Source organism: Streptosporangium sp. NPDC000095 (genome assembly GCF_042899335.1).
GTDB lineage: Bacteria > Actinomycetota > Actinomycetes > Streptosporangiales > Streptosporangiaceae > Streptosporangium.
Genome location: NZ_JBIAZS010000021.1, coordinates 23,355 through 49,688, shown reverse-complemented (window position 1 = coordinate 49,688; position 26,334 = coordinate 23,355). Strand labels below are relative to the sequence as shown.

Sequence of the window (26,334 nt, the reverse complement as noted above, 5' to 3'; positions counted from 1 at the left end):
CCTCCGGTCTCCGGTCTCCGGTCTCCGGTCTCCGGTCTCCGGTCTCCGGTCTCCGGTCTCCGGTCTCCGGTCTCCGGTCTCCGGTCTCCGGTCTCCGGTCTCCGGCGAGGGTGCCCCGGGCGGGCCCCGGAAATCCGGCGTCACGGAAACCCGGTAGGAATCGTGACCTCAAAGTGAATCTGACCGCGCCCGACCGATCGAATGACCGTCCATGGGGCACAGCCATCAGATGAGCAGCGGACGATCCGGGCACGACGCGGTGCGGGAGCGGCCTTCGCCGGTGAGAGCGCGGGCAGGCGCGGCGAGCGCGATCGGCACGGCGCTGCTGGGCGCGATGGTCGTCGCGCAGGTCGCCACGGGACTGCAGACCCGGCCGATCCTGCTGACCAGCGTCGTCGTCCTGCTGCTCGCGGCGAGCGCGCTCGCCTTCGCCTGCGCGACCCACTCCCCCGCCAGGGTCTTCGCGGCGTTCGCGGCCGTGGTCGCGACCGGGTACGCCGCCGAGTGGATCGGGATCAGGACGGGCGTGCCGTTCGGCGCCTACCACTACACCGACGTTCTCCAGCCCGCGCTCGGCGGGGTGCCGGTGATCGTGGCGGTGGCGTGGGGTGGCATGGGGCTCGCGGCCCACGCCGTGGCCGCCGCCATCGCGCCGGGGAGCAGGGCCGCGCGGATCGTCACGGGGGCGCTCGCCCTCACCGCCTGGGACCTGTTCCTGGACCCGCAGATGATGCGGCTGGACCTGTGGGTCTGGCATGACCCCGGCCCCTACCGGGACGTCCCCATCAGCAACTTCGTGGGCTGGTTCGTCGTCTCCCTGCTGGTCATGGCCCTGCTGGAGGGCGTACTCACCGAACCGGCGACGTGGAACGCCGGGCTGGTGTCGGTCTACACGGTGATGGCGGTCATGGAGACGATCGGCTTCGCGTTCGTCTTCGACCCGACGGACCCGCTGGTGGCCACGGCCGGTGGCCTCTCGATGGGCCTGTTCACCCTGCTCGCCTGGAGGCGCGGACGCCGCGGAAGGCCTGATTCCGAGGCGGGCCGGGCATGACACCGCACCCATCGAACCCATCGGATTCATCGGACTCGCCGGAAGGGGGCACGAATGCCTGAGACAACGGTGATAGGCGGCGGCGTCGGCGGCATGGTCTCCGCGCTGCTGCTGGCCGAGCAAGGGCATCGGGTGCGTCTGTACGAGCGGCTCCCCCGGCTGGGCGGCAAGCTCGCCGAGCACACCAGGGACGGCTTCACCTTCTCCATCGGCCCCTCCCTGCTCACCCTGCCCGGCGTCTTCACCGACCTCGGGCTGGAGCTCGACCTGGTGGAGCTCGACGAGCTGTGCCGCTACCGCTTCGCCGACGGCTCGACGCTGGCGGCGTACCGCGACCCGGCGCGGATGGCCGCCGAGGTCGACCGGCTCGCGCCCGGCGAGGGTCGCGCCTGGCTCGCCTTCCACGACTGGGCGCGAGGCTGCTTCGACGCCTCGCGTCGCACCTTCTTCACCGGACCGCTCACCCAACCACCTACCGAGGCCCGCCTGTCCGACCTGCTCGCGGTGGCACCCGGCCGGACCCTCGACGGCCTGGCCCGTCGTTTCTTCACCGACCCGCGCCTGCGCCAGTACGTCGGCCGTTACGCGACCTACGCGGGCTCCAGCCCGTACCGCGCCCCGGCCGCGCTGGGGTGCGTCCCGGCGATCGAGCACGGCGAGGGCGGCTGGTACGTTCCCGGAGGGCTGCCCCGCATCGCCGACGCCCTGGTCCCGCTGCTGGAGAAGGCCGGGGTGGAGGTCGTCCTGGGCGCGGAGGTGACCCGGGTGCTCACCGACGGCGAACGGGTCACGGGGGTGCGGCTCGCCTCGGGCGAGCGTGAGCGCGCCGACATCGTGGTCGCCAACACCGACGCCGCCGCGCTGTACGGGCAACTGCTGCCCGACCGGCGGCGGCTGCGGCGCATCGCCGCGCTCGGCACCTCCTCCTCGGCGTTCCTGTTGCTGGCCGGGGTGGAGGGCAGGACAGAAGGGCTCGGCCACCACTCGATCGTCTTCTCCGACGACTACGAGCGGGAGTTCGGTGACATCTTCCGGCGGCGCAGGCCACCGGAGGACCCGACCGTCTACATCGGCTGCTCGGTCGTGGACGACCCCTCGCAGGCCCCGCCGGGCACGGAGAACTGGGTCATGCTGGTCAACGTCCCCGCCCGCGACCCCGGCCGGTGGCCGATGTCCCCCGAGTCGTACCGGGACCTGGTGCTCGAACGCCTGGCGAGCAGGGGCCACGACCTGTCGGGACGGCTGCGTTTCGTGGACCTGTTCACCCCCGCCGACCTGCGCGACCGGTACGGCTCGTGGGGCGGCTCGATCTACGGCGGCGCCTACTCGGGCAGGCTCGCCCCCTTCCGCCGCCCGGGCAACCGAGGTCCCCGGCGCGGCCTGTACCTGGTGGGCGGCTCGGCGCATCCCGGCGGCGGGCTGCCGCTGGTCGCGATGGGCGCCCGCATCGTCGCCTCGCTCGTACGAAAGGACTTCCCCTCCGCCTCTCCCGAACGTCCCGGCGTGGAGGCCCGACGATGAGAGTCCTCACCGCTCTGCAGGCCGCCGCCGCACTCGTCGTGGCGGTACGGCTGGCCAGGGGGCGAAACCGCCTGCCCCCGCTCACCGTCACGCGAGACCGCCTGTCCGCGCCGACTCACGCCCAGGCGGCACGAGACCGCCTGCCTGGGCAAGCTCCCGCCCGGACGGCGCCGCCGCGCGTCTCGGTGGTGATCCCCGCCCGCGACGAGGAGGCCCGCATCGGCCCGTGCCTGTCGGCGCTGCTCGCCGATCCGGACGTCGCGGAGATCATCGTCGTCGACGACGAGTCACGCGACGGCACCGCGTGCCTCGCGGCCGAACTCGGCGCGAAGGTCATCGCGGGAGCGCCGCTGCCCGAGGGCTGGGTGGGCAAGCAGTGGGCGCTGAAGCAGGGGGGCGAGGCCGCCGGAGGCGACGTCGTGGTGACCCTGGACGCCGACGCCAGACCCGCGCCGGGGCTCGTCGGCGCGCTCACCGCGGCCCTGGGAGAGTACGACCTGGTGAGCGCGGGACCCAGGTTCGTGTGCGAAGGAGTGGCCGAGCAGGCGCTGCACGCGTCGTTCCTCGCGACGCTCGTCTACCGTTTCGGCCCGATCGGTCCTTCGGCTCCCCCGGCCCCGCACCGCACGGTGGCCAACGGCCAGTGCACGGCCTTCCGTCGCACGGCGATGCTGGACGCCCGGGGATTCGCGCGGGTACGCGGGCACATGGCCGACGACGTGGCACTGGCCAGGACCCTCGCGGCGGACGGATGGTCCGTGGGATTCCTGGACGCCGGAGGGCTGCTGGAGGTCGACATGCACGATTCGGCCGGCGAGGTGTGGCGGGAGTGGGGGCGGTCGCTGTCGCTGCGCGACGTCACCGCGCCCGGCTGGCAGGCCGCCGACCTGGCCGTGGTCTGGCTCACCGCCGCGCTGCCCGTGCTGCGGCTGGTGACCGGCCGTCCCACCCGGCTCGACCTGGCCCTGCTGACCGTACGGTCGCTGCTCGCCGGTGCGCTGCGCGGCAGCTACACGCGGCCGGGTCCGGGCGTGCTGCTCTCCCCACTGCTCGACCCGCTGGCGGCCCTGCGGCTGACGCAGGCCACGCTGCGCCCGGTGCGCAGCTGGCGGGGCCGTACCTACCCGGCGACCACCACGGTCTCCCGCCTCGGCCAGGTCACGACGGGTACGCCGCCGGAGCAGGCCACGACGGGCGAACGTCCCGGACCGGACGCGACGACCATGCCGCCGGAGCGGGTCACGACGGCCACGCGTTCCCGGCCGGGTCCGACGGCCACGTGGCCGGGCCGGGTCACGAAGGGCGGGAACTCCGCGCCGCCTGACCGAAGCGCAGCCCGATGAGGCACATGAGCAACCCCGTCCCGGCCACGTACCCGATCGGCGCGAAGAGCAGTTGCAGCAGCGGAAGGCCGAAGACACCGACGCGCGCCCCGATCGCGAACGACCGCGTCGCCAGGGCGACCACGATCAGGGCGGCCACGCCGAGCAGGAAGCCCGGCGGGCAGATGACGGCGAAGCCGCCCGCGAAGGTGAGGATCGAGCGGCCGCCCCTGAACCCGGCGAAGACCGGCCAGGCGTGCCCGGCCATGGCCGCGGCCACCGCGAGATACACCGGCACCGTGCTGTCACCGTTCACCCCGCCGGGCCAGGCGATATGCGTGCCACTGACCAACAGGGCGAGCAGGCCCGCGAGCGTGCCCTTGAGCATGTCGCCCGCGAAGACCGGTACGGCGGCCCGCCAGCCGAGCCGCTCCCTGACGTTCCAGAAGCCGGGGTTGCGGTCTCCGACCTCCCGGGGGTCGAACCCGTACGCGCGGGCGACCAGCACGGCGACCGGTACGGACCCGAGAAGGTAGCCGCCGATGACCGAGACGAGCAGAGGAACCATCGCTTCCTTCCATCTCACGAAATATGCGGATCTTAGGGCTATGCGCTACATGGCGTTCGACCGCCCGGTGCTGAGAAGAACGCCGGGGCTGGTGTTCTGGCGGCTGCTCGGCTCGGGGCGCGGAGCGTCGACAGGCATCGGGGCGGACCTGCGCCGCTGGGCCCTGCTCGCGGTGTGGCGCGACGAGCGGGCCCTGGACCGCTTCCTGGACGAGTCTCCGGTGGTGGCGCGCTGGCGGCGCGAGGCGCGGGAGTCCTGGCAGGTGCGGCTCGCTCCCGTCGCCTCACGTGGCAGCTGGAACGGGGTGGAGCCGTTCGGCCCGCTTCCCCCGAGCACGCCAGGGGTCGACCCCGGCGGTCCCCTCGCCGTGCTGACCCGCGCGTCGATCCGGCCCTCCCGGCTGACGGCGTTCTACCGCTCGGTTCCCGAGGTGGACCGCCTGCTGGCGGAGCAGGACGGCTGCCTCGCCTCGGTCGGCGTCGGCGAGTGGCCGCTGGCCAGGCAGGGCACGTTCTCGCTGTGGCGCGACGCCGCGGCGGTGCGGGACTTCGCCCACAAGGGGGCCGCGCACCGGCGCGTGATCGGCAGGACACGTGAGGAGGACTGGTATTCGGAGGAGTTGTTCGCCCGGTTCTCCCCCTACGCCAGCGAAGGCACCTGGGACGGCGCCGACCCCCTGGCCTGACCCACCCCGGCCCGTCCTGCCCCGGGACCGGGGTCCCTCCCCCGCCCGACGCGCGGACATCACCGTGAGACGCGCGCACCGCGAGCACGGGAGCACCCCCGCTCAACAGGTGGACACCATGGTGGGACGCCCGCATCGCGTCCGGGAACTCGGGAGCACCCGGCCGCCCGCCCCCGTTCACCGAGCGGGGCCCGCGGTGAGATGGTCGCCGAAGCGGGTGACGACCCCGCCCTCGGCGAGGTCGTGGGCCACCGCGCAGGCACGCGCGATCGTCGCCGCCCGCGAGGAGCCGTGCGCGACGACGACGGTGCCGCTCAGCCCAAGCAGCGCCGCCCCGCCGTGGGTCTCGGGGTCGTAGCGGTCGGCCACCGTCTTCAGTTCCTCGGCCCCGGCGATCCCCGAGCGCGCCACCAGCGTCAGCGCGGCCCGTACCGAACCCTCGACGTTCTTGAGCACCACGTTGCCGGTGAAGCCGTCGGTGGCGATCACGTCGACGGTGCCCGCGAGCACGTCGTGGCCCTCCACGTTGCCGTGGAAGCGGAACGGCAGTGCGGGAAGCAGCTCACCGGCCCTGCGGGTCAGCCGGTTGCCCTTGCCGGGCTCCGAGCCGATCGACAGCAGTCCCACCGACGGGTCGGCGACGCCGAGCACGAGTTGCGCGTAGGAGACCCCGAGCAGCGCGAACTGGGCGATCATCTCCGGGGTGGGGTCGGAGGTGGCTCCCGCGTCGATCAGCACGGTGGCGCCGCCGGTGACCGAGGGCAGCGCGATCGCCAGGGCCGGCCGCAGGACGCCCGGGGCGCGGCCGATGCCACGGATGGCACATGAGACGACCGCGCCCGTGGACCCTGCCGACACGAAGGCCGATGCCGCTCCTCGCCGTACGAGATCGCAGCCGACCGTGAGGCTCGTCGTGGTGGAGGAGACCGCTCCCGCGCCCCGTTCGGTCATCGGGACGACGTCCTCTGCGTGCACCACGCCGATCTCGGAGACGGCGCCGTGCCGGTCGAGCTCGGCACGGATGGCCCCCGCCCTGCCCACCAGCAGCACGGGGACCCCCAGCTCGCGATGGGCGGCCACCGCCCCGGCGACCGTCTCGACCGGTCCGTGGTCCCCGCCCATCGCGTCAACGACCACAGGCTCTGACATCACACTCTCCCAACGACAACGACAACGACAACAGCGACAGCGACAGCGACAACAGCGGCGGCGAGAGAGAGGACGGCGCCGAACGGCCTCTCACCGGACGCCCTCGCGACCGACGGCCCCGAACCCGCACCCACTCCCCTCGACGGCCTCTCGTCGAACGACCTCACGACCGGAAAACTCGCGACACGTCCGACCGCCGGTTCAAGGAATCTCGACGATCACGCGGCGTTCGGCGCGGTCGGCCGCGGACGCCGCGAGCAGGTGCCGCGCGAAGATCGACAGTCGCCGTCGCCGGGGTACGGCGATCCTCGCGCCGAGGACGTCGTAGCGGGCGGCCTCGATCCGGTCGAGGATGCCTCCGTACAGCTCGAACGCCGCTCGGATGCACGGCCGGGAGGAGGGGGTCAGCATGGCGAACCCCTCCTCGGCCCGCGCGTAGTGGTCCCTGGTCCGCCGGGCCTGGAAGGCGAGCAGCTCGCGCAGTTCGGGGGTGGTGACGCCGCCCTCCAGATCGGCGACCTTCACCCCGAACCTGTCCAGGTCCTCCATCGGAAGATAGACCCGGCCGCGTTCCAGGTCCTCGGCGACGTCACGCAGGAAGTTGGTCAGCTGGAAGGCCAGCCCCAGCTGGCGAGCCGGTTCGCGGGCCTTCTCCTCCATGCCGGGCAGCGGTTCGAGAACGGGCAGCATCATGGTGCCGATCACCGCGGCCGAGCCCTCCATGTAGCCGAGCAGGTCGTCGTAGGTCGGGTAGCGGGCGACGGTCAGATCGGCCCGCATCGAGCTCAGGAACGCCTCGATGTCGCGGTGGTCGATGCCGAAGGAGCGCACGGTCTGCGCGAACGCGGGAAGCACCGGATCGCCGGTGGCCTCGCCCGCCAGAGCCGCGGTGAGCCGGGCGGACAGGTCGTCGAGCGCCCGCGCCCGGTCGCCGGTCATCGTGAAGGAGTCCACGATCTCGTCGGCGTAGCGCGCGAAACCGTACAGGGCGTGCACGTGCGGGCGTTTCCAGCCGGGCAGCAGCAGGGTCGCCAGGTAGTAGGAGCGGCCGTGCCGGGCGTTGAGCCTGCGGCAGAGTTCGTAACTGGCGGTCAGGGTCATCGGGGGGTCTCCAGTACGCGTTCCGCGGCGAGCCGGCCGGAGATCAGCACCGGTGGCACCCCGACCCCCGGCGCGGTGTACATCCCGGCGAAGTGCAGTCCCGGGACGCGTCTGGCCGCCCCCGCCGGCCGGAACCAGGCCGTCTGCGCGAAGCGGTGGTCCAGCGCGAACGGGGTGCCCGCCGAATGGCCGAGCCGCGCCCAGGCGGGCGGGTCGATGGTGAGCCTCGGCGCGGCGGACAGATCGCCGTAACCGAGGTCGGCGAGCCTGCCGAACAGCCGGTCCTCCAGTTTCGGGGTGAGCCGCTCCCAGTCGGCGCCGCCGCGCAGGTTCGCGGTCGGTTCCAGCACGGTGAGGGTGGCGTGGCCCGACGGCGCGGCGCCGGTGTCGGACTCGGGGTAGGTGACCAGCAGGTTCGGGTCGGGCTGCGGCCTCCCGGCGCGCAGCGCGTCGAAGGTGGCCTCCCACTGTCTGCCGAAGTGCAGGGTGTGGTGCGCCTGCCCGGCCAGGCGGCGGTCCAGACCGAAGTGCATGACCAGGCAGGAGGGCGAGTAGCGGGGCCGGCGGAGCCGCCAGTCGCCCGCGCCCTTCGGGAGCAGCCCGGTGTGGGCACGGGACAGGTCGCAGGCGACCACGACGTTGCCGGCCGCGAGGCGCTCCCCGGTGTCGAGCCTCACCCCGGAGACTCCGGAGGATCCGGACTCGACCTTCACGGCGCGGACACCGTACCGGATGCGCGCGCCCGTCTTCTCGGCGAGCGCCGCCAGGGCGACCGGGATGGCGTGCATCCCGCCGTCGCGCGGGAAGAAGACGCCCCCGACGGTGTCCATGTGGGCGATGACCGCGTAGATCCCGAGCGCCTGGCGGGGCGGCAGGCCCACGTACAGGGCCTGGAAGGTGTGCGCCTTGATCAGCCGGTGGTCGGTGAGGTGGCTCCTGACAAGGGCGTCCATGCTGCGAAAGCCGCCCAGGGCCGCGAGGCGCGCCAGGACGCGGGGCTGGGCGAGGTCGCGCAGCCTCGTCATGTCGCGGTCGATGAACGCGGGCCACTCGATGTCGAAGAGTTCGCCGAGCCTGGCGCGGAAACGCCGGTATCTCGCGGCCTCCGCGGCGCCGCTCAGCGCGCGCACCCGCTCGGTCATCGCCTCCTCCCCGGCCACCACGTCCAGGTGGGAGCCGTCGTGGTAGCGCAGCCGGTAGTACGGGTCCAGGCGCCGCAGCGGAAGCATGCTCTCCATGTCCTGTCCGGCGGCGGCGAAGACGTCGGCCAGGACCTCCGGCATGGTCAGCACCGAGGGACCGGTGTCGAAGCGGTAGTCGCCGAGGGTGGCCGTACCGCAGCAGCCGCCCGGCACCTCGTTCGCCTCCACGATCGTGACGTCCCGTCCGGCGGCGGCGAGCCGGACCGCGGCGGCGAGACCTCCGAGACCGGCGCCGATCACCACGACCGGGCTCACGCGCCCCTCCTCGTCACCGGGTCTCCCGCACCGGCCGGCCCGTCCACACCCGCGACGAGTACGCCGGCCGCCCGTACGGCCGGATCCGTCACTCTCCCGCCGGTGACCTGCGGCGGCGCGTCGGCCTGGGTGCGGGCGGGCGGGGTCGCCTTCCGTCCCGGATGGGGGTCCATCCGCTCACGGGACCGGTCGGTCCCACGCGTGACGGCGGCCATGGGCATCACTCCTTCTCGTCCACAGAGGACTTCGCAAGCGACACCACGTCTGGATGCGTTTGTCCGACGGCAGGCGGATGGCCCGTGACCGGTGGCATCTGAAGATCCATCCCCGGGCCGGGCTGCGGGTAAGTCAACCCATGGCGCAAGAAGGCGTAAAAACGGCGAGGCCCGGCGTCCGCCGCGTGGCGGACGCCGGGCCTCGCCGTTCGGGTCAGCGGACCGCCCGGAGGGCGTCGACGATCCCGTAGCCGTAGAAGCCGTTTCGCGACGCGTTTCCCTCACACGTCTGCGTCGAGGTCGCCGTGCTGCCGTCCGGCAGGTGCCGGGTGTAGGTGTGGGCGGGCGGGGTGGGGCAGGGCGTCCTGGTGGCGGTGCCCTTGAGGACCCTCTCCACGACGGTGGGACGGAGCGTCCTGCCTCCGTGCACCCGGTCGCGCCGGCCGTACTCGCTCACGATCAGCGCGGCGACCCCGGCCGCGCGGGGAGAGGCCATCGAGGTGCCCTGGAGATACACGTAGTAGCCGCAGACGTCGTCCTTGCAGCTGCGGACCACGTTGGTGACGTTGGGCGTGCCGTCGGGGTTGAGCTGGCCGCGTGCCTCGGCCAGCGACTTGGGATAGGCGGCCAGTGTCGCCCCGGTGACGTCGCGGTCGCCGTTCGCGGTGTCGTAGACGTCCCCGCCCGGGGAGGAGACGTCGATGTAGCCGTTGCCGTAGTCGGAGTAGTACGCCTTGCGCCCGCTGATGCCGGTCGAGGACACCGAGATCACATGCTTGGCCTCGCTCGGCATGGAGACGCAGCTCGGGGTGATCGTGCGCGAGTGGGGCGACTCGCCGGGCACACCGGCGAAGTCGGGGCTGGAGGTGTCGACGATCTCCTTGGTGTAGTCGAAGGCCCCGTTGCCCGCCGCGGACACCAGGGTCACCCCTTTGTTGTGCGCGTAGGTGAGCGCCCGCTGCATCGCCTTGATGATCGTGGCCTGTTCCTGCCGGTCGGCCGGAGAGTCCGCCGGGTTGTCGACGCAGTTGAACATCCACGGGTCGATGTAGTAACTCATGTTGACCACGTCGACGCCGATGTCACCGGCGTAGGTCAGCGCGTCGACGCTGGGCTGCAGGAAGAAGAATCCCGAGTCCTGGCCGGCCCGCAGGCTCACGATCGAGACCTTGGGCGCCACGCCCGATATGCCGATCCCGTTGATGGGGGAGGCGATCGACGACGCCACGTGGGTGCCGTGCTCGTTCTCGTCGACGTCCACCGGGTCCTCGCAGGAGCGGTCCGGCTCCTCCTCACACGGGCCGTCGACCTTTTTGCCGTCGGCGTCGACGGGAATGTCGACGGTGAAGTTACGGCTCAGTTCGCGGTTGAAGTTGGGGGCGATGTCGGGGTGGGAGCCGTCGACACCGGTGTCGATGACACCGACCAGCACGCCCGGGTCGCCCTGCTGGTGGTGGTAGGAGCCGTCGACGGTCGCGTGGATCTGCTTCATGTCCCACTGCAGCTCCGACAGCGGCTCCGCGGCGGGCGCGGGTGCGCCGAAGGTGGAGGCGGCCAGGGCTCCGTCACCGGCCTTCTCCACGGCGCTCGCCCGCACGGCCGCGTGGCCCGCCGCTCCCCTCCCGGCGGAGGGCACGCTGCCGATGGACCGGTTGTGGGCGAGGTCGTCGATCGAGGCGGCGTCGCGCACCGCCTCGGCGAAGTCGGTGTTCGCCGTCTTGACGGTGGCGACGCCGATCGCGGTGTTCTCCCTGAGGATGCTTCCGCCCGCCGCCCTGATGGCCTGCCGGGCGTCCGCCGGGCGCGCGCCCTCGGTGTAGAGGACGACGTACTCGGCCTCCACGACCGGTTCTGCGACCGCCCGCCGGGCCTGCGCCGGGGATGCCAACGTGGCCGCCGCGAGGGGGACGACGGCCGCGGTGACGATGACGCGTTTCACATATACCTCCGCATATCCAAAGAGCTCCCCGCAAATGTGATTTCACGCGCACCAAGCAATTCATACGTGGACACATTTGCCGCCGATGCGCAATAAAACCAACAGGAGCCGGGGAACCCCGTCACCCCTGTGAACTGCACACATTGGCGAATCATGCCATCAGTGAACCGTTACGAGGGAATTCTCGCGCCGAAAACGACGACGGCATGAAGTCTCGCGCGTCAAACCTGTTGTGAAATAGCAGGAATGAGACTGAAAAAGCGGCAAAAGACAGGGCGGGGCGGGAGGTCAGCCGGGCGGGCCGATTCGCTCCTGCCGTCCCGGCAGTGAGGTCACGTACGAGATGAGCGCGCGGAGCGCGCCCGACAGGTCGCCCTCTCGTGCGCGTGCCGTGAGCACGTGGCCGCCGTCCTCGACGGTGAGCTCGTAGTCGAAACGGTCGGGCCGCCCCTCGGCGCCCACCTGCTGCTCCGGCACGCCGGACAGCCCGGCCCGTTCCACCCGGGTGCGCAGCTCGGTCTCGTCGTCCGGCGCCAGCGACGCGGAGTCGACCGTGGTGACCGTGACGAGGCCGGCGATGCCGCCTCCCCGGACGACCGAGACCTTCATGGACGCGATCCTAGACCGGCCCGCGCGGCCCGGCCGGTCCCGCGCGGGTTTTCCTGGGCGATGACGGCACGTGGCGCCGATATGTCGCGCGCGACAAACCCGAACATCAGTCGCCTGACGTATCCGTCAGGGCGTCGCGCAGTTGCGCGCGAGGTGATGCCGAGCTCGGGGAAGGCCCCGGTACAGACGGGTGCTCACGGTGCGGTGTGACAGGCAGGGAGGTCCTTGTCACCGGGGTTGGGGTCGTAGTCCGTCGAGGATGATTCGAGCGATGCGCGCGGAGCGTTCGCGGTCGGTGTCCGCGTCGGCGTGTCGGATCGCGGCGAAGGCACCGGCGACGATCGCCATCACCTCCTCGACCGTCACGTCGTGGCGTACGACGCCGGCGCGACGGGCGCGATCGAGCAGGTGCGCGACCTGGTGCGTGAGGTCGGCGGCGGCGTCCGGAGCGGCGTCGCGCAGGTCGAACTCGGCGGCCGTGAGCGCGCTCTTCACCGCCGCGTTCTCCGCGCCTGAGGCCATCATCCGGGACAACAGCGTGAACAGGGCGGCTGGATCGTCGGTACCGGTGAGTGCCTCTCCCTCGGCGACCAGTTGTCTGATCTGGTCGATCGCGACGGCGAGGTACAGCGCTTCCTTGCTGGGGAAGTGCCGGTGGACGGTGCCGAAACCGACACCCGCGCGGCGGGCGATCTCATCGAGCGAGACGCCGAGGCCCTGTGAGGCGAACAACCGCTGCGCGGTCCGCAGCACCTGTTCACGATTGCGGCGCGCGTCGGCCCGTAGCTCCCGGTCATGCACGGGAACCGTCGGCGGCTCGGCCGGAGTGTGTTTGGGCGTTCGACTGGACATCTCACGCCTACCCTAACCGGGGCGACGCCCCGTATGCTGTCCACATCTAAACGGGGCGGCGCCCCGTTTATGCGGTCGCGTTGTTCCGCCATGGGGCGGATCCCACCGAACACGAGGAGGTCCCTTCGATGACCACACGAGAGGAAGCCGGCGCCCTGGTGCTGCGGATGCAGGAATGCTTCAACACCCGGCAGTTCGACCAGGCCGCCGATCTGTTCACCCCCGACTTCCTCAACCACCCGCTTGGCGCCACCGGGTTCGAAGCGGGCAAGGAGGCCTGGGTCCAGGTCGTCGCCCGGTTTCCGGCCATGCGCGTTGTCGCCGACGACATCCTGATCGACGGTGACAAGGTCGCCGTCCGCTCGTCGGTTGAGGGGATGGCGGCCCCGGGTGGCGACGCCCGGCCCGTGCTCATCGAGATCTTCCGCATCGACGACGGCCGACTCGCGGAGACCTGGGGCGTCACCGAGGGCCCCGACCCACGTCACTGAGGCCCCGCGGCCTCACAGGTTCCTCCGGGTTTCGAACCTCGAACGGCCCCTAGAGGACTCCGACCTGCTGCCACGCGGCGCGTATCTTCCGTTGCTCGTCCCCGTCCGCGCCGAACAGCTCCCCGGCCACCTCCACGGTCGCCTCCGCCGCCTCCTGGAAATCGGAGCGCGGCCGGAGCCGCTCGGTGAGCGTGACGTACCAGACGCGTCCGGCGCGCTCCCAGGCGTTGCCGCCGATGGCGGTGGCGGCGAGGTAGAAGGCGTGGTTGGGGATGCCCGAGTTGAGGTGGACGCCTCCGTGGTCGTTGGAGGGGTCGCCGTCGTCGGGCAGGTCCACGTAGTCGCGCATGTGTCCCGGCTGGCGGTCGCCTCCCCCGGCCGGGGTCGACCAGGCGGTCCCCGGCGCCTTCATCGAGCGCAGCGCGGTTCCCCGCAGGGCGCTGCCCAGGATGCCGTCACCGATGAGCCAGTCGGCCTGCTCCGCGGTCTGCCCCCTGCCGTACTGCTTGACGAGCGACCCGAAGACGTCGGAGAACGACTCGTTCAGGGCGCCGGGCTGCCTGCTGTAGACCAGGTGCGCGGTGAACTGGGTGATGCCGTGGGTCAGCTCGTGCGCCACGACGTCGACGGCCCGGGTGAGGGAGCCCTTGGTGAAGATCTGCCCGCTGCCGTCACCGTAGATCATCTGGAAGCCGATCCAGGCGGCGTTGTCGTAGTCGGTCCCGTAGTGGACCGAGGAGACGATCTCCAGCCCTCGCCCGTCGATGCTGTCGCGCCCGAAGACCCGCCGGTAGAAGTCGTAGGTGGCCCCCGCCCCTTCGTAGGCCTCGTCGACCGCCGCGTCACCGGACGGCTGCTCGCCCTCCCCGCGCCTCTTCCTGCCGGGAAGGTCGAAGTCGCCGCCGTTCTCGACGTCGTAGACCGTACGCACCATGCCGGGGGCGGGCTCGACGTCGGAGAGGGTGAGACTGAGCTGACGCAGCGCGCCACCGAACGAGGCGCGCTGCGCGCGGGCGCTCTCCGAGGTGGCGAGGGTCCTGAGTGCGGCCTCCCGCTCGGCGGGGGTTCCGTGTTCGGCGACCGCCGCAAGCAAGTCGGGAGGTGCGATACAGCACTGGGGCATGCTGTCGAATGTCGTCATGTGTTAAGGATCGTCACCGCCTGCTCAAACTGTATGAGTATTGCCATACTTGATGCCTTCGGGGGTGGACTGGGGTGTGCCCACGGGAGCGGTCGTGAGAGGGTTCTTCTGCTCGACGATCACGGGGTCGTGACCGCGCCCAGGGAAGAGGGCGAGACGGAGGCGGCGGTGCTGGGAAACGTGGAAGAGAACGAGGGGACGGTGCGGGCGCTCACGGTGACGACGCACGGCGATCGGCTCGGCTCACCGATGACGGGTACACCGGTGACGGGCCTCGCGCGGGGAGAGACCGGCTCGCGAAGCACGCGACTCGCGCCGCGAGACACCGCTTCTCGGAGGACGGGCCGCGCATGACGTCACTGCTGGCCATCAGCGACCTGCACATCGGCTACCAGGAGAACCGCGACATCGTCGAGAAGCTGCGGCCCACCTCCGCCTCCGACTGGCTGCTGGTCGCCGGGGACGTCTCGGAGAAGGTCTCCGACGTCGAATGGACCCTGGGACTGCTCGCCGAACGGTTCGAGAAGGTGGTGTGGGCGCCCGGCAACCACGAGCTGTGGACCCACCCCAGCGACCCCGTCCAGTTGCGCGGCGAGGAGCGCTACCGGCACCTGGTCGAGGTGTGCCGGAACCTGGGGGTCGCGACGCCCGAGGACCCCTACCTCACCTGGACCGGCCCCGGCGGCCCGGTCACCGTCGCCCCGCTGTTCGTGCTGTACGACTACACCTTCCGCATGCCCGGTGTGGCCACGAAGGAGGCGGCGCTCGCCCGCGCGTACGACAAGGGGGTGGTCTGCACCGACGAGATGCTGCTGCACCCCGACCCGTACCCCACCAGGGACGCCTGGTGCGACGCCAGGATCGCCGAGACCGAACGGCGCCTGGAGGCCAGGCCGCCCGGGGTGCCCACGGTGCTGGTCAACCACTACCCGCTGGTGCGCGAACCCACCCTGATCCTGTACCACCCGGAGTTCGCGATCTGGTGCGGCACCGAGCGCACCGCCGACTGGCACCTGCGTTTCGACGCCGCCGCGGTCGTCTACGGTCACCTGCACATCCCCAGGACCACCTGGCACGACGGTATCCGCTTCGAGGAGGTCTCCTTGGGCTATCCCCGCGAGTGGCGTCCCAGGTCCACCGCGCCCGGTCAGCTGAGGCGCATCCTGCCCAGCCCGAAGGCCGCCTCGTGATCGAGAAGATCCTGCCGCCGTGGGTGGCGAGTTCGGAACGCTTCGAGGACCCGCCGGACGTCGTGCTGTTCCCCGAGGAGGAGGAGGCCGTCGCCCGCGCGGTGGAGAAGCGGCGGCGCGAGTTCGGCACCGCGCGCCACTGCGCGCGTCAGGCCCTGGCCGAGCTCGGACTGCCGCCCGCGCCGATCCTGCCCGGTGAGCGCGGCGCCCCCGTGTGGCCGGACGGGGTGGTGGGCGCCATCACCCACTGCGCCGGATACCGTGCGGCGGCCGTCTCCCGCGACGCGCTCACCATCGGCATCGACGCCGAGCCTCACGAGCCGCTCCCCGACGGCATCCTGCCGGCGGTCTCGCTGCCCGAGGAGCGGGCCGCGCTGGAGCGGCTGAACGACGACGTGCACTGGGGCCGGCTGCTGTTCAGCGCCAAGGAGAGCGTCTACAAGGCGTGGTTCCCGCTGGCCAGGCGTTGGCTCGGCTTCGAGGAGGCCCACCTCGTCTTCTCCCCCTCCGGTACGTTCACCGCCCGCCTCCTCGTCCCCGGCCCCGTCGTGGACGGCCGGGAGCTGACCGGTTTCACCGGCCGCTGGCTGGTCTCCGACGGCCTGGTCGTGACCTCCATCGCCGTACCGGGAAAGTCCGCGCCGAGAGAGTCCGCGACGGGATAGTCCGCGACGTCCCCTGCGGGAGGTCGGGACTCCCGTTGACCTCCGCTCCGTCTCGAAGAGCGGAGGTTCCCGCCCGCTACGCGTGCGGTTTCCAGGCGTCGTCGGCCCGCCGCCTTTCGGCGGCGGGCCGACGTGTGCCCGCTCGGCGGGAGAGGGTCAGGTCGCCGTGCAGGTGAGGGTGGGGGCGTTACCGGAGCCGGAGCCGATGAATCCGAAGGTGGTGGAGGCGCCGGCGCCCAGCGAGCCGTTGTAGGCGGCGTTGCGGGCGGTGACCGCGGATCCGTTCGCGGTCACGGTCGCGCTCCAGGACGAGCTGATCCTCTCGCCGTTGGCGAAGGTCCAGTTCACCGTCCAGCCGGTGATCGCCCTGGAGCCGGCGGTCACGCTCACGTCGGCCTGGAAGCCACCGGACCACTGGGAGGTGACGCGGTAGGTGGCCGAGCAGCCGCCGGGACCCGGGGTCGGGGTCACGGTCGGAGTGGGCGTGGGAGTCGGGGTGGGAGTCGGAGTGGGGGTCGGAGTGGGCGTGGGAGTGGGGGTGGGGTTCGTGCCACCGGTGAAGTTGACGTCACTGCAGAAGTAGTACGACTGGTCGAGGTGGCTCGCCTGCCAGACGGTGTAGACGATGTGGTGGCCGGTACGGCCGGGCGCGTTCACCGGGATGGCCGTGCTGGTGCCCGTCGGCCTCCTGCCCAGCTCGTTGACGAGTTCCAGGTCACTCCACTTCAGCGCCTGGGTCTTGGGGTTGAAGCCCTGTTTGGTGACGTAGACGCGGATGTAGTCCGCGCCGTGCGAGGCCTGGTCCAGCAGGTTCATCGTGAACGAGGAGGGACGGTCCACGGTCTTCCACGCGCCCACCGTGTCCATGGTCCGGTAACGGCCGTTCTCGGTCCGGCCGCCGCTGCACAGCTGCCCGTCGGGGATCGCGCCCTGGTGGTTGCCGCCGACGTTCTCGCGGAACAGCCCGTTCCAGTTCCACATCGCGTTGGGGTTGTCCTGCCAGGCCTGCCAGCACATCGGGTCCTGCTGGGCCATGGCCGGGTTCTGGAAGTCACCTCCCCAGCGCTCCCAGCAGCCGTAGTTGCGCGAAGGCGGGTCGCTGATCGAGCCGTGCGCCGAGGCGGGGCCCGCCAGCACGGTGGTGAACATGAGCGCGGTCGCGAGCGCGACGGCGGCCGCGACGACCATCCGCCAGACCGAGACTCGGTGGACGGTGACGCCGTCGGACACGTGCACTTGATCGCGCAGAAGTCGGAGCGTACGTGACCTCATCGTGTGAAGGTCTCCTTTTGAAGGCCGGGATTTCGAATGCCGGGATGACGAGACCTGGCGCGCCGAATGAGGGCGGAGTCCTCACGCCAGAGGGTCACCACCGTCGCCCACCCCCCGGCCCCGGAGCAACCATGGCGCACGCTCCCCGGACGGCGACCGCCCGGGAACTGGCCATACGCTACAAAACGGATGAAAGGTTCATTTCCCACGATTTTCCTAGAGGCACCCCGGCATCCGTTCCCGACATCCCCCCCGGAGATGACGCTCTCACCCCGTCCGCCGAAAATGATCGGCAACCGCGACGAGCGACAACCACGCCGAGCGCGGACACCGTCATGACTCGCCCGAAGGCACCGGCCCGGGGCGCGGCTGTCGACGTAGCCGGCGATGTCACCAGAAAGCGGCAGCACTGTCGGGCTTGCGGTCGGAGGCGATCCATGCCGAGGCCGACTCGGTGGTCACATCCGACGCCGCTTGGGGCGGATCTTGATCTCGCGCATGTCGGTCACCGCGAGCTGCAGGATCTCGTGCGAATGCCCGTGCGCTTCCAGCGCGGCCATCGCACCGAGCGCCGCCTCGTCCTGGCCGTCGTCCGGACCTGCCGGAACCTGGCAGCGGAAGGTGAAGGCCGTCATGCTTTGATCGTGGGTGAACGTCCCGGCCTCGGTGTAGGCGATGTCGCCCGCGGCCAGGACGGCCGCCCGCCCCGCGTCGTCGAGCCCGGTGAACTTCCCTCTGATCGTCACTCTGAACAACTGCTCATCCCTCTCGTACGGCATAGCCGAGCAGGCGCTCCCCCATGAGGCCCTCCGCGGCGTCGATCAGCTTCAGCACGTCCGCGGCGATGACGTCCGGCCGCTCGCCGGCCGCGGTCCGCCTGCCGATCTCCGACAGGACCATGCTGTGCAGGCTCCCCAGCTGCCAGGCGACAGCCTGCGGCACCGGGTCGCCGGGCTCGGCGCCGGTCTCCTGGACCAACTGCGCGGCCAGTTCGGCGGTCATCTGGTGGGCAAGCCGCTCAAGCCGGGCGGTCAGCGTGGGCGCGGCTCGCATCATCTCCAGCACGCGGCCGAATCCCTCGCTCAGCCCGACCCTGCGCTCCTGCCCGCTCACCTCCTGCCGCAGCCGCGCCAGGACCGCATCGGCCGCCGACTGGCCGGGCTCACGCCCGCGCACCATGTCGGCCAGTCGCTGCGGGGATGCCTCCTCCGGTGGCAGAACGAGGTCCTCTTTGGTGTGGAAGTAGTTGTAGACGGTGTTGACCGACACCTCGGCAGCCGCAGCGATCTCGGCGATCGTGACGTTGTCGAAGCCACGCGCTACGAACAGACCGAGGGCCACATCGGAGACACGCTGCCGGGTCTGTCGCTTCTTGCGCTCGCGCAGGCCCTCAGACATGTATGGAGCCTACTGAAAATTTGGAGTCGATTGCAATTTTACGTCTTCCGCACCATCTTGGCGCCCTGGCCGTCAAGCCGTGTCTCACGCACCTCGGCGTGACGCGCGCCTGGGATCGAGCGCGAGCAGTCGGACACCGTCAAACAAACCGTCGAACAAACCCGCAACCGGCCGCCAAGACCCCCGGCGGCCCCTCGGAGGGAGCCGCCCGTGATGCCGATGACCCCGGATGCCCGCTCCGGGAAGCTCGCTCACCGGCCTGGGAGTCCTCACTCACCTCACCCGGCTCCGGCCTGACCACAGACGCGCGAACTCGCCGGAACGGGACGAGGTCTAGCTGAACGACACCGACCGCAGGGTGCAGTTGGTCATCCACGGGCCAGGGTTGACCGGTGCCGTGGAGCACCTCCAACTCGCGGTGATGCTGGTTGTCCCGGCGGGAATGCTGGTGTACTCGGACGTTCCGTCGAAGTCGCCGTACGGGGAGTGGCCGCTGCTGCACAGGGCCCTGACCCCCATGCCCGTGGCCCCGGCGGGCAGTGCCTGGGTGAACTGGAACGCGTACGTGCCGGGAACGGTGACCAGGCCGGGGACTATCTGGGACGATCCGGTGGAGAGCCTCACGTTCAAGGGATACCAGTTGCTGACATTTCCATAGTGGTTGGAATTGGTGCACTCCACCCTGCCGTACAGTACGGCGCTGGTCGCGGCGGCGGGTTGCGCCAGGCTCACGACACCCAACGCGCAGGTGACGATGAGCGCGGATCCGAGCGCCAGCCCTCGACGAAGCAGTTTCGCGGCGAGCATCTCCGTTCCTCCTTAATACTTCTGACATCGGCCACCGCGAATTCAGCATTCTCACCCGGCGCGGTCAACGGTCGAGCGATTTCAACAGAGCCGCAACCGTTACGGCGAGGGGATCTCGAAGTCCGAATCCATCGCCGGTCGATTCGTCGTCTTGCAGGGAAACGACCGCGCGGAAGAACGTGCAACCAGCGACGTTGATGAAATTTCCATGGACGCCGACGCTGAAGGCGTATGTCTGATATTTCGGTCCGCCGATCGCGAGTCGCGTCCCGGCACCCTTGAAAGATTCAAGGGCGCCGGGACGCCGCGTCGGCTCAGACGAGGATCTGGACGTACCCGTCGGTTCCGTGCACGCGGATCCGCTGCCCGTCCCGGATCAGCCGGGTGGCCTGCTCCACCCCCACGACGGCCGGCAGGCCGTACTCCCGCGCGATCACCGCCCCGTGCGTCATCAGGCCGCCCACCTCCGTCACCAGTCCCGCGACGGTGACGAACAGAGGGGTCCAGCCGGGGTCGGTGTAGGCGGTGACCAGGATGTCGCCCGCCTCCAGGTCGGCCCGCGCCATGTCCGTGACGACCCGGGCACGGCCTTCGACGGTCCCGGCCGAGACCGGGAGGCCGGCCAGCGCGCCGGGCGGGGCGTCCTCACGCCGATACCGGCCGGTGATGACCTCGCCGTCCGAGGTGAGGACCCGGGGCGGCGTGAGCGCCTCGTACGACCGGAACGCCTCCCGCCTTCGCAGGATGAGCTCGGCGTCCGCGTCGTTGGTGCGCACGACTTCCCGCAACTCAGGGAAACGAAGGAAGAAGATGTCCTCTTTCTCGCGCAGGACGCCGGAGCGGACGAGGCGATCGGCCTCCCTCAGCAACGCCTGCTTGTAGACGAAGTAGCGGCTGACCTTGCCGTACTTGGGATACTCCCGGTATCCGGCGAAGGTGCGGACGCGGTCGATCATCCGCTTGGTCTCCTCGGCCTTCCGCTCCCCGTCGGGCAGGGCGCGCAGTCGCGTCAGGAGTTCCTGCTCTTTCCTTCGTGACTGCAGGAGTCCCTGTTCGAAGTGTCGTTTGCCGGCGCCCGGCTCGAAGTTCCTGATGTTGCCGAGGATGGCGGGCACGAGCGTGGCGGGCTGCTCGCTCCAGCGCGTCCTGGTGATGTCGATCTCGCCCGTGCAGCGCATGCCGTACTCGTCGAGGTAGCCCCGGATGGCGTCACGTGCCTCCTGCCCGCCGGCGAGCCCGGCCAGCTCGTTCAGGAAGCCGTCGCCCTCCCGGCCTTCGTCCACGACACGGTGCAGGAACGTCACGACGTCCGCGTGCGGTCGGATCGTGTCCGCGACGTCGAGGAGCGCCAGCCCCATCTCGGAGGTGACGTTGTGCGGGACGGACTGCGTGAGCGCGTCGGCCGCGTTCCTCTCCCCCAGCCACGCCTCGAGGTGGTCGTTGAGCCACCAGGCCGCCTCCATCCCCGCCATGATCACCTGAAGGCTCCGCGGATCGAACAGGATGCGCTGCAGCTCCGCGATGTCGGTCTGGATGAAGTCGAACAGCGCCGTCCCCGACAAGAGCTGGATCTCGCTCCGCAGGGTGGCGACGGACTCCTGACTGGGCCGGATCAGCTCGGTGACGACGGCCGGATCGGTCTCGATCGGAGCGGGTGCCGCACCGGCCGGTGCGGCGACGGACTCCTCGTCGGGAACCGAGCGGATGAAGTCGCCGCGGTCGAGGACGGTCTGCAGCGCGTCCCGGATCAGCGGGTCGGACTTCCCCAGGTTCCCGAGGATGCTCGCGCGCCCCGCGGGCGTCGCCAGGGCGGGAGCCACGTCGACGAACAACCGTCCGCCCGCCTCGGGCATCGGCCTCGGGGTCGTCATCTGCCACACGGAGAGTCCCAGCGGCTTCATCGCATCGGTCATCATCTGCTGGTGACCGACGGAGACGTAGAGGTGGTTGTCCTGGTCGTCGGTCTCCGGGACGGGGAACAGGGTGGTGATCGCCCGGCTCTGGACGATGTGGAAGTCTTCGCCGACCAGGCACCACTCGATGTCCTGTGGCCTGCCGAAGTGCGCTTCGATGCGCCGGCCCAGCCGCACCAGACGCACGACCTGTGCGTCCGTCAGAGCCGGCTGCGTCTGGCGCCCCGGCTCGACGGGTACCTCCCGGGTACCGCCTGCCTGCGACGCCTGGACGAACCGCGATTTGGTCGCGACCGTCGTGGTGACGATCTGGTCGTCGCGCACCGCGTAGACGTCCCCGGCGACCAGACCGGAGACCAGCGCCTCACCGAGCCCCCAGCCGGCCTCCACGGCGGCGATCTTCCGGTTCGAGGTCACGGGATCGGCGGTGAAGAGGATCCCGGCCGCGTCGGGGAACACCATCCGCTGTACGACCACGGCCATCCGCACCCTGCGGTCGTCGAAGCCGTTACGACGCCGGTAGGTCACCGCCCGCTCGGTGAACAGCGAGGCCCAGCACATTCGGATGTGCGAAAGGATCGCCGGCAGACCCACGATGTTCAGGTACGAGTCCTGCTGGCCGGCGAAGGACGCGGTCGGCAGGTCCTCGGCCGTCGCGCTGGAACGCACCGCGTAGGATTCCTGCTCCCCGAGCCGGGCGAGCGACTCACCGATCGCCGCCACGAGATCGGCGGGAATCGTCACGCCTTCGACGACGCGGCGGATCTCGGCGCTCAGGGTGCGGATCGCCGCGTGGTCGTCCGGTTTCACGCGCGACAGCAGATCAAGTTGAGCATTGATCGACGGTGCTTCGGCGGCGACCCGCTGGAAGGCCTCCGTCGTGACGCAGAAGCCGTCCGGCACGCGAACGCCTTCGATCCGCGAGAGCTCTCCCAGGTGCGCTCCCTTTCCCCCGACGTCTGCGATATCCGTCGAGTGGATCTCCTCGAAACCCAGTACGTAACCCAATTCCGTTGCCCCCATCGTTCGTCGGGTCGGTTCGCAACGGGCAGTATGAAGTACTTTTTGATGTCTCATGAGGCGCGCGAATCTGGTACAAAATGAAAAGGGCGAGGTGCGGCGCGTTCCCAGTCCTCGGAACGCGAAAAGCCCGGCCCCTCGCGACGCGAGAAGACCGGGCCGTGCGAACCTCGCTACCTGAGCGCGATCCATCGATCCGCCGCCACCACCGCGATCCACGCCATCCCGGTGAGCGCGCCGATCGCCAGGGTCAGCGATCCGGCCGTCCCGCCCGCCATCGCCCACCCGTCGCCGAGGGCGAAGACCAGACCGCTGAGCCGCGAGGCGACGGCGAAGCCTGGGCGGCCCGCCCGGGAGAAGTGGCGGCCCAGCACGAAGCAGGCCACGATGTACGCGGTGAACGCGATGGACCCGGCGACCATGTGCATGAGGCCGCTCGCGCTCAACGTACCCGTCTGACCCAGCGGAGTGCCCGCCGGGAAGCCGTCGCCCGGATCCATGACGAACACCCCGGCCGCGGCCATCGCGACCCCCGCGACCAGGACCAGCCGGGGCGCCCAGGTGCCACCGGGCGCACCTCGCAGCGCACGGCGCAGGCCGATTGCGCCGGCCACCGTCAGAGCCCCGCTGAGCAGGAAGTTGGCGATCTGCAACCAGCCCAGGTCGCCGGTGCTCAGCATGCTCAACGGGTGGCGCGTCAGATCGAAGCCCTCGCGGGTGAACACCTGCGCCAGCGACACGGCCGCGAAGAGCGGCGCGGCGGCGACGGCGCAGGCGAGCAGCACACGCGTCGCCGGGGTGACGGAACGGGTGACGGTGGCTCCGGGGTGCAAGGCGGTCATGACGGTTTCCTCTCTGCCGCGACGGATCCCCGTCGCCGTACTCGTTCCGCCGGTCTCACCCGGCCTCGCTGACGCGTCGAACGAGGAGGACGGGATTCGACGCCGCCACGCCATCACACCCCTGAACTGCGCCGATGCCGATCCGGGACGCATTCCCTGTCACATCGAACCGCACTCTTGGGCGACGGGCGGTTCACCGCACGCTCCGGGTAGTGGCGGCGCAGAACCTGGAACGCCTCAGATGCCACCCACCGGGTGGTGCCCGCTCAGATCTGGTTCGTGCCGCCGTCGACGTAGATGTTCGTGCCGACGACGTAGCTGCTCTGTTCCGAGGCCAGGAAGGCCACGACCGCAGCGGCCTCCTCAGGCTGACCCATGCGGCCCTTGGCCACGGTCGCGGCGACGTTCTCCTTGACGGCCCTGGCGGTCTCCTCGTCGCCGAAAACGGCGGTGCCCCCGGGAGTCTCGATCCATGCCGGCGAGACCACGTTGACCCGGATGCCCCGGCCCTTGAGCTCGTTGGACCACGTCCGCGCGAAGGACCGGACGGCCGCCTTCGACGCCGCGTACGCGCCGAACGCCTCCACTCCACGGTCGCCGGCCGTCGAACCGACCAGGACGATCGAGGCTCCGTCGTTGAGCAGCGGTAACGCCTTCTGCACGGTGAACAGCGTGCCTCGGACGTTGACCGCGAAGGTCTGGTCGAAGTGCTCCTCGGTGGTCTGCTCCAGCGTCACGAACGAACCGATCGCCGCGTTCGCCACGAGCACGTCCAAACCCCTGCCCCGCGCCCGGACCGCCGCGTAGAGCCGGTCCAGGTCCTCCGGCTTCGAGATGTCGCCGACGACCGCGGTGGCCCGGTCCGCTCCGATGGTCTTGACGGCGGCCTCCAGTTCTGCCTCGCGCCGGCCGGTGACGAACACGTACGCGCCCTCGTCCGCCAGCCGGACGGCGGTGGCCAGACCGATACCGGTGCTGCCCCCGGTGACCACCGACGTCTTGCCTTCCAGCTGTCCCATGTGGGTATCTCCATCACTCTCTCGATGCCGATCCGTTCGCCATCGATACTGCGGGAGATCGGGGATACCATCCATAATGCAGAATCCGGCATTCTTTACGTATCGTCCAGGAGGTGTCGTCAGTGCTCGGATTTCGGGATCCGGTGGCCGACGCGATCGGCCTGCTCCGGCCCCACACGGTGATCGGGCCCGGTCTCCGGGCCACGGGAGAGTGGGCCTTGCGCTTCGACACGTTCCTGCACGTGCGGATCGGCGGCCTCGTACGCGGCACGTGCTGGTTGATCCTCGAAGGGCACGAGCCGGTGCTCCTGCGGGAGGGTGACACCTTCATGCTGGGCAACCCGCCGCCCTACGTGCTGGCCGGCGCGCTCGACGCGAGCCCGCGCCCCGCAGAGCCGGTGTTGGCGGGCGCCGAAGACGGGTTCGTGCGGATCGGCCCGGAGTCCGAGGAGGACTTCTACCTCTGCGTCGGGCACATCGCGTTCGACGACGGGAACGCGGCCCTGCTGACCGATCTTCTGCCGCCGCTCGTGATCGTCCGCAGGGCCGATCCTCACGGCAGGCGGCTCGCGCAGCTGATCGATCTCCTCGCCACCGAGATCGGGATCGCCGCCGCCGGCGGCCCGCTGGTGCAGAACCACCTCGCACAGATCCTGCTCGTACACATGCTGCGTGCTCACGCCGGTCAGACAGACCGGCCAACCGGCTGGCTGGGTGCCCTGAACGAGGACGGCATCGGTGCCGCCCTGCGTGCCGTGCACGCGGACGTGGCCCACTCCTGGAGCCTCAAGGAGCTCGCCGAGATCAGCCACATGTCGCGTTCCGCGTTCGCCCAGGCCTTCAAGAACCACGTCGGGATCCCGCCGTTGGAGTACCTGATCCAATGGCGCATGAGCCTCGCGCGCGACGCCCTCGCCCGCGACACCCTGTCGATCTCCGAGCTCGCACGGGCCACGGGCTACCTGTCCGAGAGCGCCTTCAGCACCGCGTTCCGCCGCGTGGTCGGCTTGTCGCCCGCACAGTTCCGGAACCAGGCCCGGCAGCCACCGTACTCGGCCGCGAACGAAAGCTGAAGCAGTCGTCCCGTGCTCAGCCGCGCCGCTCACATCGGCGACGAAGACACCGGCACACCGCCCGCCTGCCGCTGTCGAACGCCCTCTTGAACCATCTCGCCGACCTGATGCGCGGCCACTCGAAGAAAATCGGCTCGCGGTGGCAGTGCCTGCAGTGCTGCGCTGTGACCGGCGGCCAGGCGACCTGGGTCACGTCCATCGGGGATGATGGCACGCGAACGCGGACCCTGTTCCTGATCGACTGGCTTAGACACCGACGATCATCAGGGGTCGCGTTTGCCATCTACGCATCGGGGCGCTCTCGATCACCAGCCCGGTACAGGGCAGCGACCATCTCACCAGCCGAGAACGCCTCCGCCTTGCCCGCGGTGGAAATCGGCGGCAACCTGGCCGGATCATCGACGGCAGATACGAGCGTGTCGTCGTCCTCGGCAGAGCGACGTAAGGAACGGGTGTCGCCGACGTCCAGGGCACGCTCCACTACCGCTTTCATAGGCCCTGCCGCTATCAACTCCAACGAGGTTTTGCAATCTCGCCCGAGGATGTCCGCGAGGTCCAGAGCTTGGACCTTGAGGTGCCCTGCATATTCCGGACAGTCGGCTACATGAGATGACAGAAGTCCGAAAGAGGTAGGTACGCGTCTTGTGCTGCTATCGCGTGGAGGCGAGAGGAGTCCGATAAGAGCGCCGTGAGAGCGAAGAAGGACCGGCGCCCTCCATGGTCGGATGTGTAAGCCAGGTGGCCGAAAGGGTCGGCTTTCGATTCATGATTACAAGGAGGGTCGAATCTCGTCGTGAGCGTCTCTGTCCGGGTCGTTAACGGCATCCAGGGAAGGCCGGCCGCCGGACTTACGGTTAGCCTCAGTCGAGAGGTCGATGGTGGATTTGTGCAGCGATGGACCGGGCGAGCAGACGAAAGTGGGCAGGTCTTGAGCTTGTAGGAACTTTCACTACCGCCTGGAGCGTACAGGCTTGAATTCGATCTTGTTGACTACTTCTGCGCGCCGGCACGCGCCCTATAATTCGGCGATT

25 protein-coding genes are annotated in these 26,334 nt (G+C 70.3%); 8 read left to right on the top strand and 17 right to left on the bottom strand.

All coding sequences use genetic code 11. From position 1 onward, the window contains the following. The first annotated feature begins 229 nt into the window (after positions 1–229). The 3 genes from ACFY3V_RS34680 to ACFY3V_RS34670 are packed head-to-tail and all read left to right on the top strand — an operon-like array spanning position 230 to position 3,918. Positions 230–1,054, top strand: coding sequence for a carotenoid biosynthesis protein (locus ACFY3V_RS34680; RefSeq protein WP_350946360.1), 825 nt, complete (start codon positions 230–232; stop codon positions 1,052–1,054). A gap of 54 nt (positions 1,055–1,108) precedes the next feature. Further along, entirely contained in the window at positions 1,109–2,575 is a 1,467-nt protein-coding gene (locus tag ACFY3V_RS34675; protein ID WP_389779368.1) for a phytoene desaturase family protein, read from the top strand. Next, positions 2,572–3,918, top strand: a complete 1,347-nt coding sequence (locus ACFY3V_RS34670) for a glycosyltransferase (protein WP_389779366.1) — start codon at positions 2,572–2,574, stop codon at positions 3,916–3,918. Before ACFY3V_RS34675 ends, ACFY3V_RS34670 begins: the two co-directional genes overlap by 4 nt. Here ACFY3V_RS34670 and ACFY3V_RS34665 read toward each other — a convergent pair. Next, a complete protein-coding gene (locus tag ACFY3V_RS34665) occupies positions 3,869–4,465 on the bottom strand; it encodes a glycerol-3-phosphate acyltransferase (protein ID WP_350946363.1) in 597 nt (198 codons plus the stop codon). The two genes, ACFY3V_RS34670 and ACFY3V_RS34665, sit on opposite strands and share 50 nt — an antisense overlap. Positions 4,466–4,505: 40 nt before the next feature. Here ACFY3V_RS34665 and ACFY3V_RS34660 point away from each other — a divergent pair, with 40 nt between their 5' ends. Then, positions 4,506–5,150: a spheroidene monooxygenase gene (locus tag ACFY3V_RS34660; protein ID WP_350946364.1), complete on the top strand. Its 645-nt coding sequence runs from the start codon at positions 4,506–4,508 to the stop codon at positions 5,148–5,150. 177 nt (positions 5,151–5,327) lie between these two features. Here the strand turns inward: ACFY3V_RS34660 and plsX are convergent, their stop codons facing one another. From plsX to ACFY3V_RS34625, 7 genes are all read right to left on the bottom strand, one after another. Continuing rightward, positions 5,328–6,299 carry a phosphate acyltransferase PlsX gene (gene plsX / locus ACFY3V_RS34655; protein WP_350946365.1) on the bottom strand — a complete coding sequence of 324 codons (972 nt, stop codon included), beginning with the start codon at positions 6,297–6,299 and terminating at the stop codon, positions 5,328–5,330. Positions 6,300–6,500: 201 nt separating this feature from the next. Beyond that, positions 6,501–7,400, bottom strand: coding sequence for a phytoene/squalene synthase family protein (locus tag ACFY3V_RS34650; protein ID WP_350946366.1), 900 nt, complete (start codon positions 7,398–7,400; stop codon positions 6,501–6,503). Then, a complete protein-coding gene (gene crtI / locus ACFY3V_RS34645) occupies positions 7,397–8,857 on the bottom strand; it encodes a phytoene desaturase family protein (protein WP_362921655.1) in 1,461 nt (486 codons plus the stop codon). The genes ACFY3V_RS34650 and crtI overlap by 4 nt, the downstream gene beginning before the upstream one ends. After that, positions 8,854–9,072, bottom strand: a complete 219-nt coding sequence (locus ACFY3V_RS34640) for a hypothetical protein (protein ID WP_362921657.1) — start codon at positions 9,070–9,072, stop codon at positions 8,854–8,856. Before ACFY3V_RS34640 ends, crtI begins: the two co-directional genes overlap by 4 nt. Positions 9,073–9,286: 214 nt before the next feature. Further along, a complete protein-coding gene (locus tag ACFY3V_RS34635; RefSeq protein WP_389779362.1) occupies positions 9,287–11,011 on the bottom strand; it encodes a S8 family serine peptidase in 1,725 nt (574 codons plus the stop codon). 288 nt (positions 11,012–11,299) lie between these two features. Next, positions 11,300–11,620: a protealysin inhibitor emfourin gene (locus ACFY3V_RS34630; RefSeq protein WP_362906417.1), complete on the bottom strand. Its 321-nt coding sequence runs from the start codon at positions 11,618–11,620 to the stop codon at positions 11,300–11,302. A 228-nt stretch (positions 11,621–11,848) separates the two neighbouring features. Beyond that, positions 11,849–12,472 carry a TetR/AcrR family transcriptional regulator gene (locus ACFY3V_RS34625; RefSeq protein WP_389779360.1) on the bottom strand — a complete coding sequence of 208 codons (624 nt, stop codon included), beginning with the start codon at positions 12,470–12,472 and terminating at the stop codon, positions 11,849–11,851. Between the two features lie 128 nt (positions 12,473–12,600). On the opposite strand from ACFY3V_RS34625, the gene ACFY3V_RS34620 reads away from it, so the two are divergent. Further along, entirely contained in the window at positions 12,601–12,963 is a 363-nt protein-coding gene (locus ACFY3V_RS34620) for an ester cyclase (RefSeq protein WP_362906421.1), read from the top strand. A 49-nt stretch (positions 12,964–13,012) separates the two neighbouring features. On the opposite strand, the gene ACFY3V_RS34615 is transcribed toward ACFY3V_RS34620, so the two are convergent. Beyond that, positions 13,013–14,104: a M4 family metallopeptidase gene (locus ACFY3V_RS34615; RefSeq protein ID WP_389779357.1), complete on the bottom strand. Its 1,092-nt coding sequence runs from the start codon at positions 14,102–14,104 to the stop codon at positions 13,013–13,015. Between the two features lie 350 nt (positions 14,105–14,454). Here ACFY3V_RS34615 and ACFY3V_RS34610 point away from each other — a divergent pair, with 350 nt between their 5' ends. Beyond that, positions 14,455–15,294, top strand: coding sequence for a metallophosphoesterase (locus ACFY3V_RS34610; protein WP_350946374.1), 840 nt, complete (start codon positions 14,455–14,457; stop codon positions 15,292–15,294). Continuing rightward, a complete protein-coding gene (locus tag ACFY3V_RS34605; protein WP_389779355.1) occupies positions 15,291–15,959 on the top strand; it encodes a 4'-phosphopantetheinyl transferase in 669 nt (222 codons plus the stop codon). Before ACFY3V_RS34610 ends, ACFY3V_RS34605 begins: the two co-directional genes overlap by 4 nt. Positions 15,960–16,115: 156 nt before the next feature. Here ACFY3V_RS34605 and ACFY3V_RS34600 read toward each other — a convergent pair whose 3' ends face one another. The 7 genes from ACFY3V_RS34600 to ACFY3V_RS34570 all read right to left on the bottom strand — a co-directional run bounded on the left by ACFY3V_RS34600 (position 16,116) and on the right by ACFY3V_RS34570 (position 24,230). Beyond that, positions 16,116–17,231: a lytic polysaccharide monooxygenase gene (locus tag ACFY3V_RS34600; RefSeq protein WP_350948730.1), complete on the bottom strand. Its 1,116-nt coding sequence runs from the start codon at positions 17,229–17,231 to the stop codon at positions 16,116–16,118. A 458-nt stretch (positions 17,232–17,689) separates the two neighbouring features. Beyond that, complete coding sequence (locus ACFY3V_RS34595; RefSeq protein ID WP_362921666.1) at positions 17,690–17,986, bottom strand: DUF6204 family protein; 297 nt, start codon at positions 17,984–17,986, stop codon at positions 17,690–17,692. A 4-nt stretch (positions 17,987–17,990) separates the two neighbouring features. Next, positions 17,991–18,629 carry a TetR/AcrR family transcriptional regulator gene (locus ACFY3V_RS34590; protein ID WP_389779352.1) on the bottom strand — a complete coding sequence of 213 codons (639 nt, stop codon included), beginning with the start codon at positions 18,627–18,629 and terminating at the stop codon, positions 17,991–17,993. Between the two features lie 333 nt (positions 18,630–18,962). Continuing rightward, the gene (locus tag ACFY3V_RS34585; RefSeq protein ID WP_362921671.1) at positions 18,963–19,436 is read right to left on the bottom strand and encodes a hypothetical protein; all 474 of its coding nucleotides are present in this window, start codon (positions 19,434–19,436) and stop codon (positions 18,963–18,965) included. 314 nt (positions 19,437–19,750) lie between these two features. Next, positions 19,751–22,372, bottom strand: coding sequence for a rifamycin-inactivating phosphotransferase (rph, locus tag ACFY3V_RS34580; protein ID WP_389779349.1), 2,622 nt, complete (start codon positions 22,370–22,372; stop codon positions 19,751–19,753). Between the two features lie 170 nt (positions 22,373–22,542). Next, complete coding sequence (locus ACFY3V_RS34575) at positions 22,543–23,211, bottom strand: DUF998 domain-containing protein (protein WP_350948735.1); 669 nt, start codon at positions 23,209–23,211, stop codon at positions 22,543–22,545. A 266-nt stretch (positions 23,212–23,477) separates the two neighbouring features. After that, positions 23,478–24,230, bottom strand: a complete 753-nt coding sequence (locus ACFY3V_RS34570) for an SDR family oxidoreductase (protein ID WP_350948736.1) — start codon at positions 24,228–24,230, stop codon at positions 23,478–23,480. 113 nt (positions 24,231–24,343) lie between these two features. On the opposite strand from ACFY3V_RS34570, the gene ACFY3V_RS34565 reads away from it, so the two are divergent. Beyond that, positions 24,344–25,303: an AraC family transcriptional regulator gene (locus ACFY3V_RS34565; RefSeq protein WP_362921676.1), complete on the top strand. Its 960-nt coding sequence runs from the start codon at positions 24,344–24,346 to the stop codon at positions 25,301–25,303. Positions 25,304–25,586: 283 nt separating this feature from the next. On the opposite strand, the gene ACFY3V_RS34560 is transcribed toward ACFY3V_RS34565, so the two are convergent. Beyond that, the gene (locus tag ACFY3V_RS34560) at positions 25,587–25,784 is read right to left on the bottom strand and encodes a hypothetical protein (protein WP_350948738.1); all 198 of its coding nucleotides are present in this window, start codon (positions 25,782–25,784) and stop codon (positions 25,587–25,589) included. Positions 25,785–26,334: the final 550 nt, after the last annotated feature.

Coding starts and splice junctions, on each gene's coding strand:
- ACFY3V_RS34680 (WP_350946360.1), top strand. CDS start 230: ATGAGCAGCGGACGATCCGGGCACGACGCGGTGCGGGAGCGGCCTTCG.
- ACFY3V_RS34675 (WP_389779368.1), top strand. CDS start 1,109: ATGCCTGAGACAACGGTGATAGGCGGCGGCGTCGGCGGCATGGTCTCC.
- ACFY3V_RS34670 (WP_389779366.1), top strand. CDS start 2,572: ATGAGAGTCCTCACCGCTCTGCAGGCCGCCGCCGCACTCGTCGTGGCG.
- ACFY3V_RS34665 (WP_350946363.1), bottom strand. CDS start 4,465: ATGGTTCCTCTGCTCGTCTCGGTCATCGGCGGCTACCTTCTCGGGTCC.
- ACFY3V_RS34660 (WP_350946364.1), top strand. CDS start 4,506: ATGCGCTACATGGCGTTCGACCGCCCGGTGCTGAGAAGAACGCCGGGG.
- plsX (WP_350946365.1), bottom strand. CDS start 6,299: ATGTCAGAGCCTGTGGTCGTTGACGCGATGGGCGGGGACCACGGACCG.
- ACFY3V_RS34650 (WP_350946366.1), bottom strand. CDS start 7,400: ATGACCCTGACCGCCAGTTACGAACTCTGCCGCAGGCTCAACGCCCGG.
- ACFY3V_RS34640 (WP_362921657.1), bottom strand. CDS start 9,072: ATGGCCGCCGTCACGCGTGGGACCGACCGGTCCCGTGAGCGGATGGAC.
- ACFY3V_RS34630 (WP_362906417.1), bottom strand. CDS start 11,620: ATGAAGGTCTCGGTCGTCCGGGGAGGCGGCATCGCCGGCCTCGTCACG.
- ACFY3V_RS34625 (WP_389779360.1), bottom strand. CDS start 12,472: ATGTCCAGTCGAACGCCCAAACACACTCCGGCCGAGCCGCCGACGGTT.
- ACFY3V_RS34620 (WP_362906421.1), top strand. CDS start 12,601: ATGACCACACGAGAGGAAGCCGGCGCCCTGGTGCTGCGGATGCAGGAA.
- ACFY3V_RS34615 (WP_389779357.1), bottom strand. CDS start 14,104: ATGACGACATTCGACAGCATGCCCCAGTGCTGTATCGCACCTCCCGAC.
- ACFY3V_RS34610 (WP_350946374.1), top strand. CDS start 14,455: ATGACGTCACTGCTGGCCATCAGCGACCTGCACATCGGCTACCAGGAG.
- ACFY3V_RS34600 (WP_350948730.1), bottom strand. CDS start 17,231: ATGAGGTCACGTACGCTCCGACTTCTGCGCGATCAAGTGCACGTGTCC.
- ACFY3V_RS34590 (WP_389779352.1), bottom strand. CDS start 18,629: ATGTCTGAGGGCCTGCGCGAGCGCAAGAAGCGACAGACCCGGCAGCGT.
- ACFY3V_RS34585 (WP_362921671.1), bottom strand. CDS start 19,436: ATGCTCGCCGCGAAACTGCTTCGTCGAGGGCTGGCGCTCGGATCCGCG.
- rph (WP_389779349.1), bottom strand. CDS start 22,372: ATGGGGGCAACGGAATTGGGTTACGTACTGGGTTTCGAGGAGATCCAC.
- ACFY3V_RS34575 (WP_350948735.1), bottom strand. CDS start 23,211: ATGACCGCCTTGCACCCCGGAGCCACCGTCACCCGTTCCGTCACCCCG.
- ACFY3V_RS34570 (WP_350948736.1), bottom strand. CDS start 24,230: ATGGGACAGCTGGAAGGCAAGACGTCGGTGGTCACCGGGGGCAGCACC.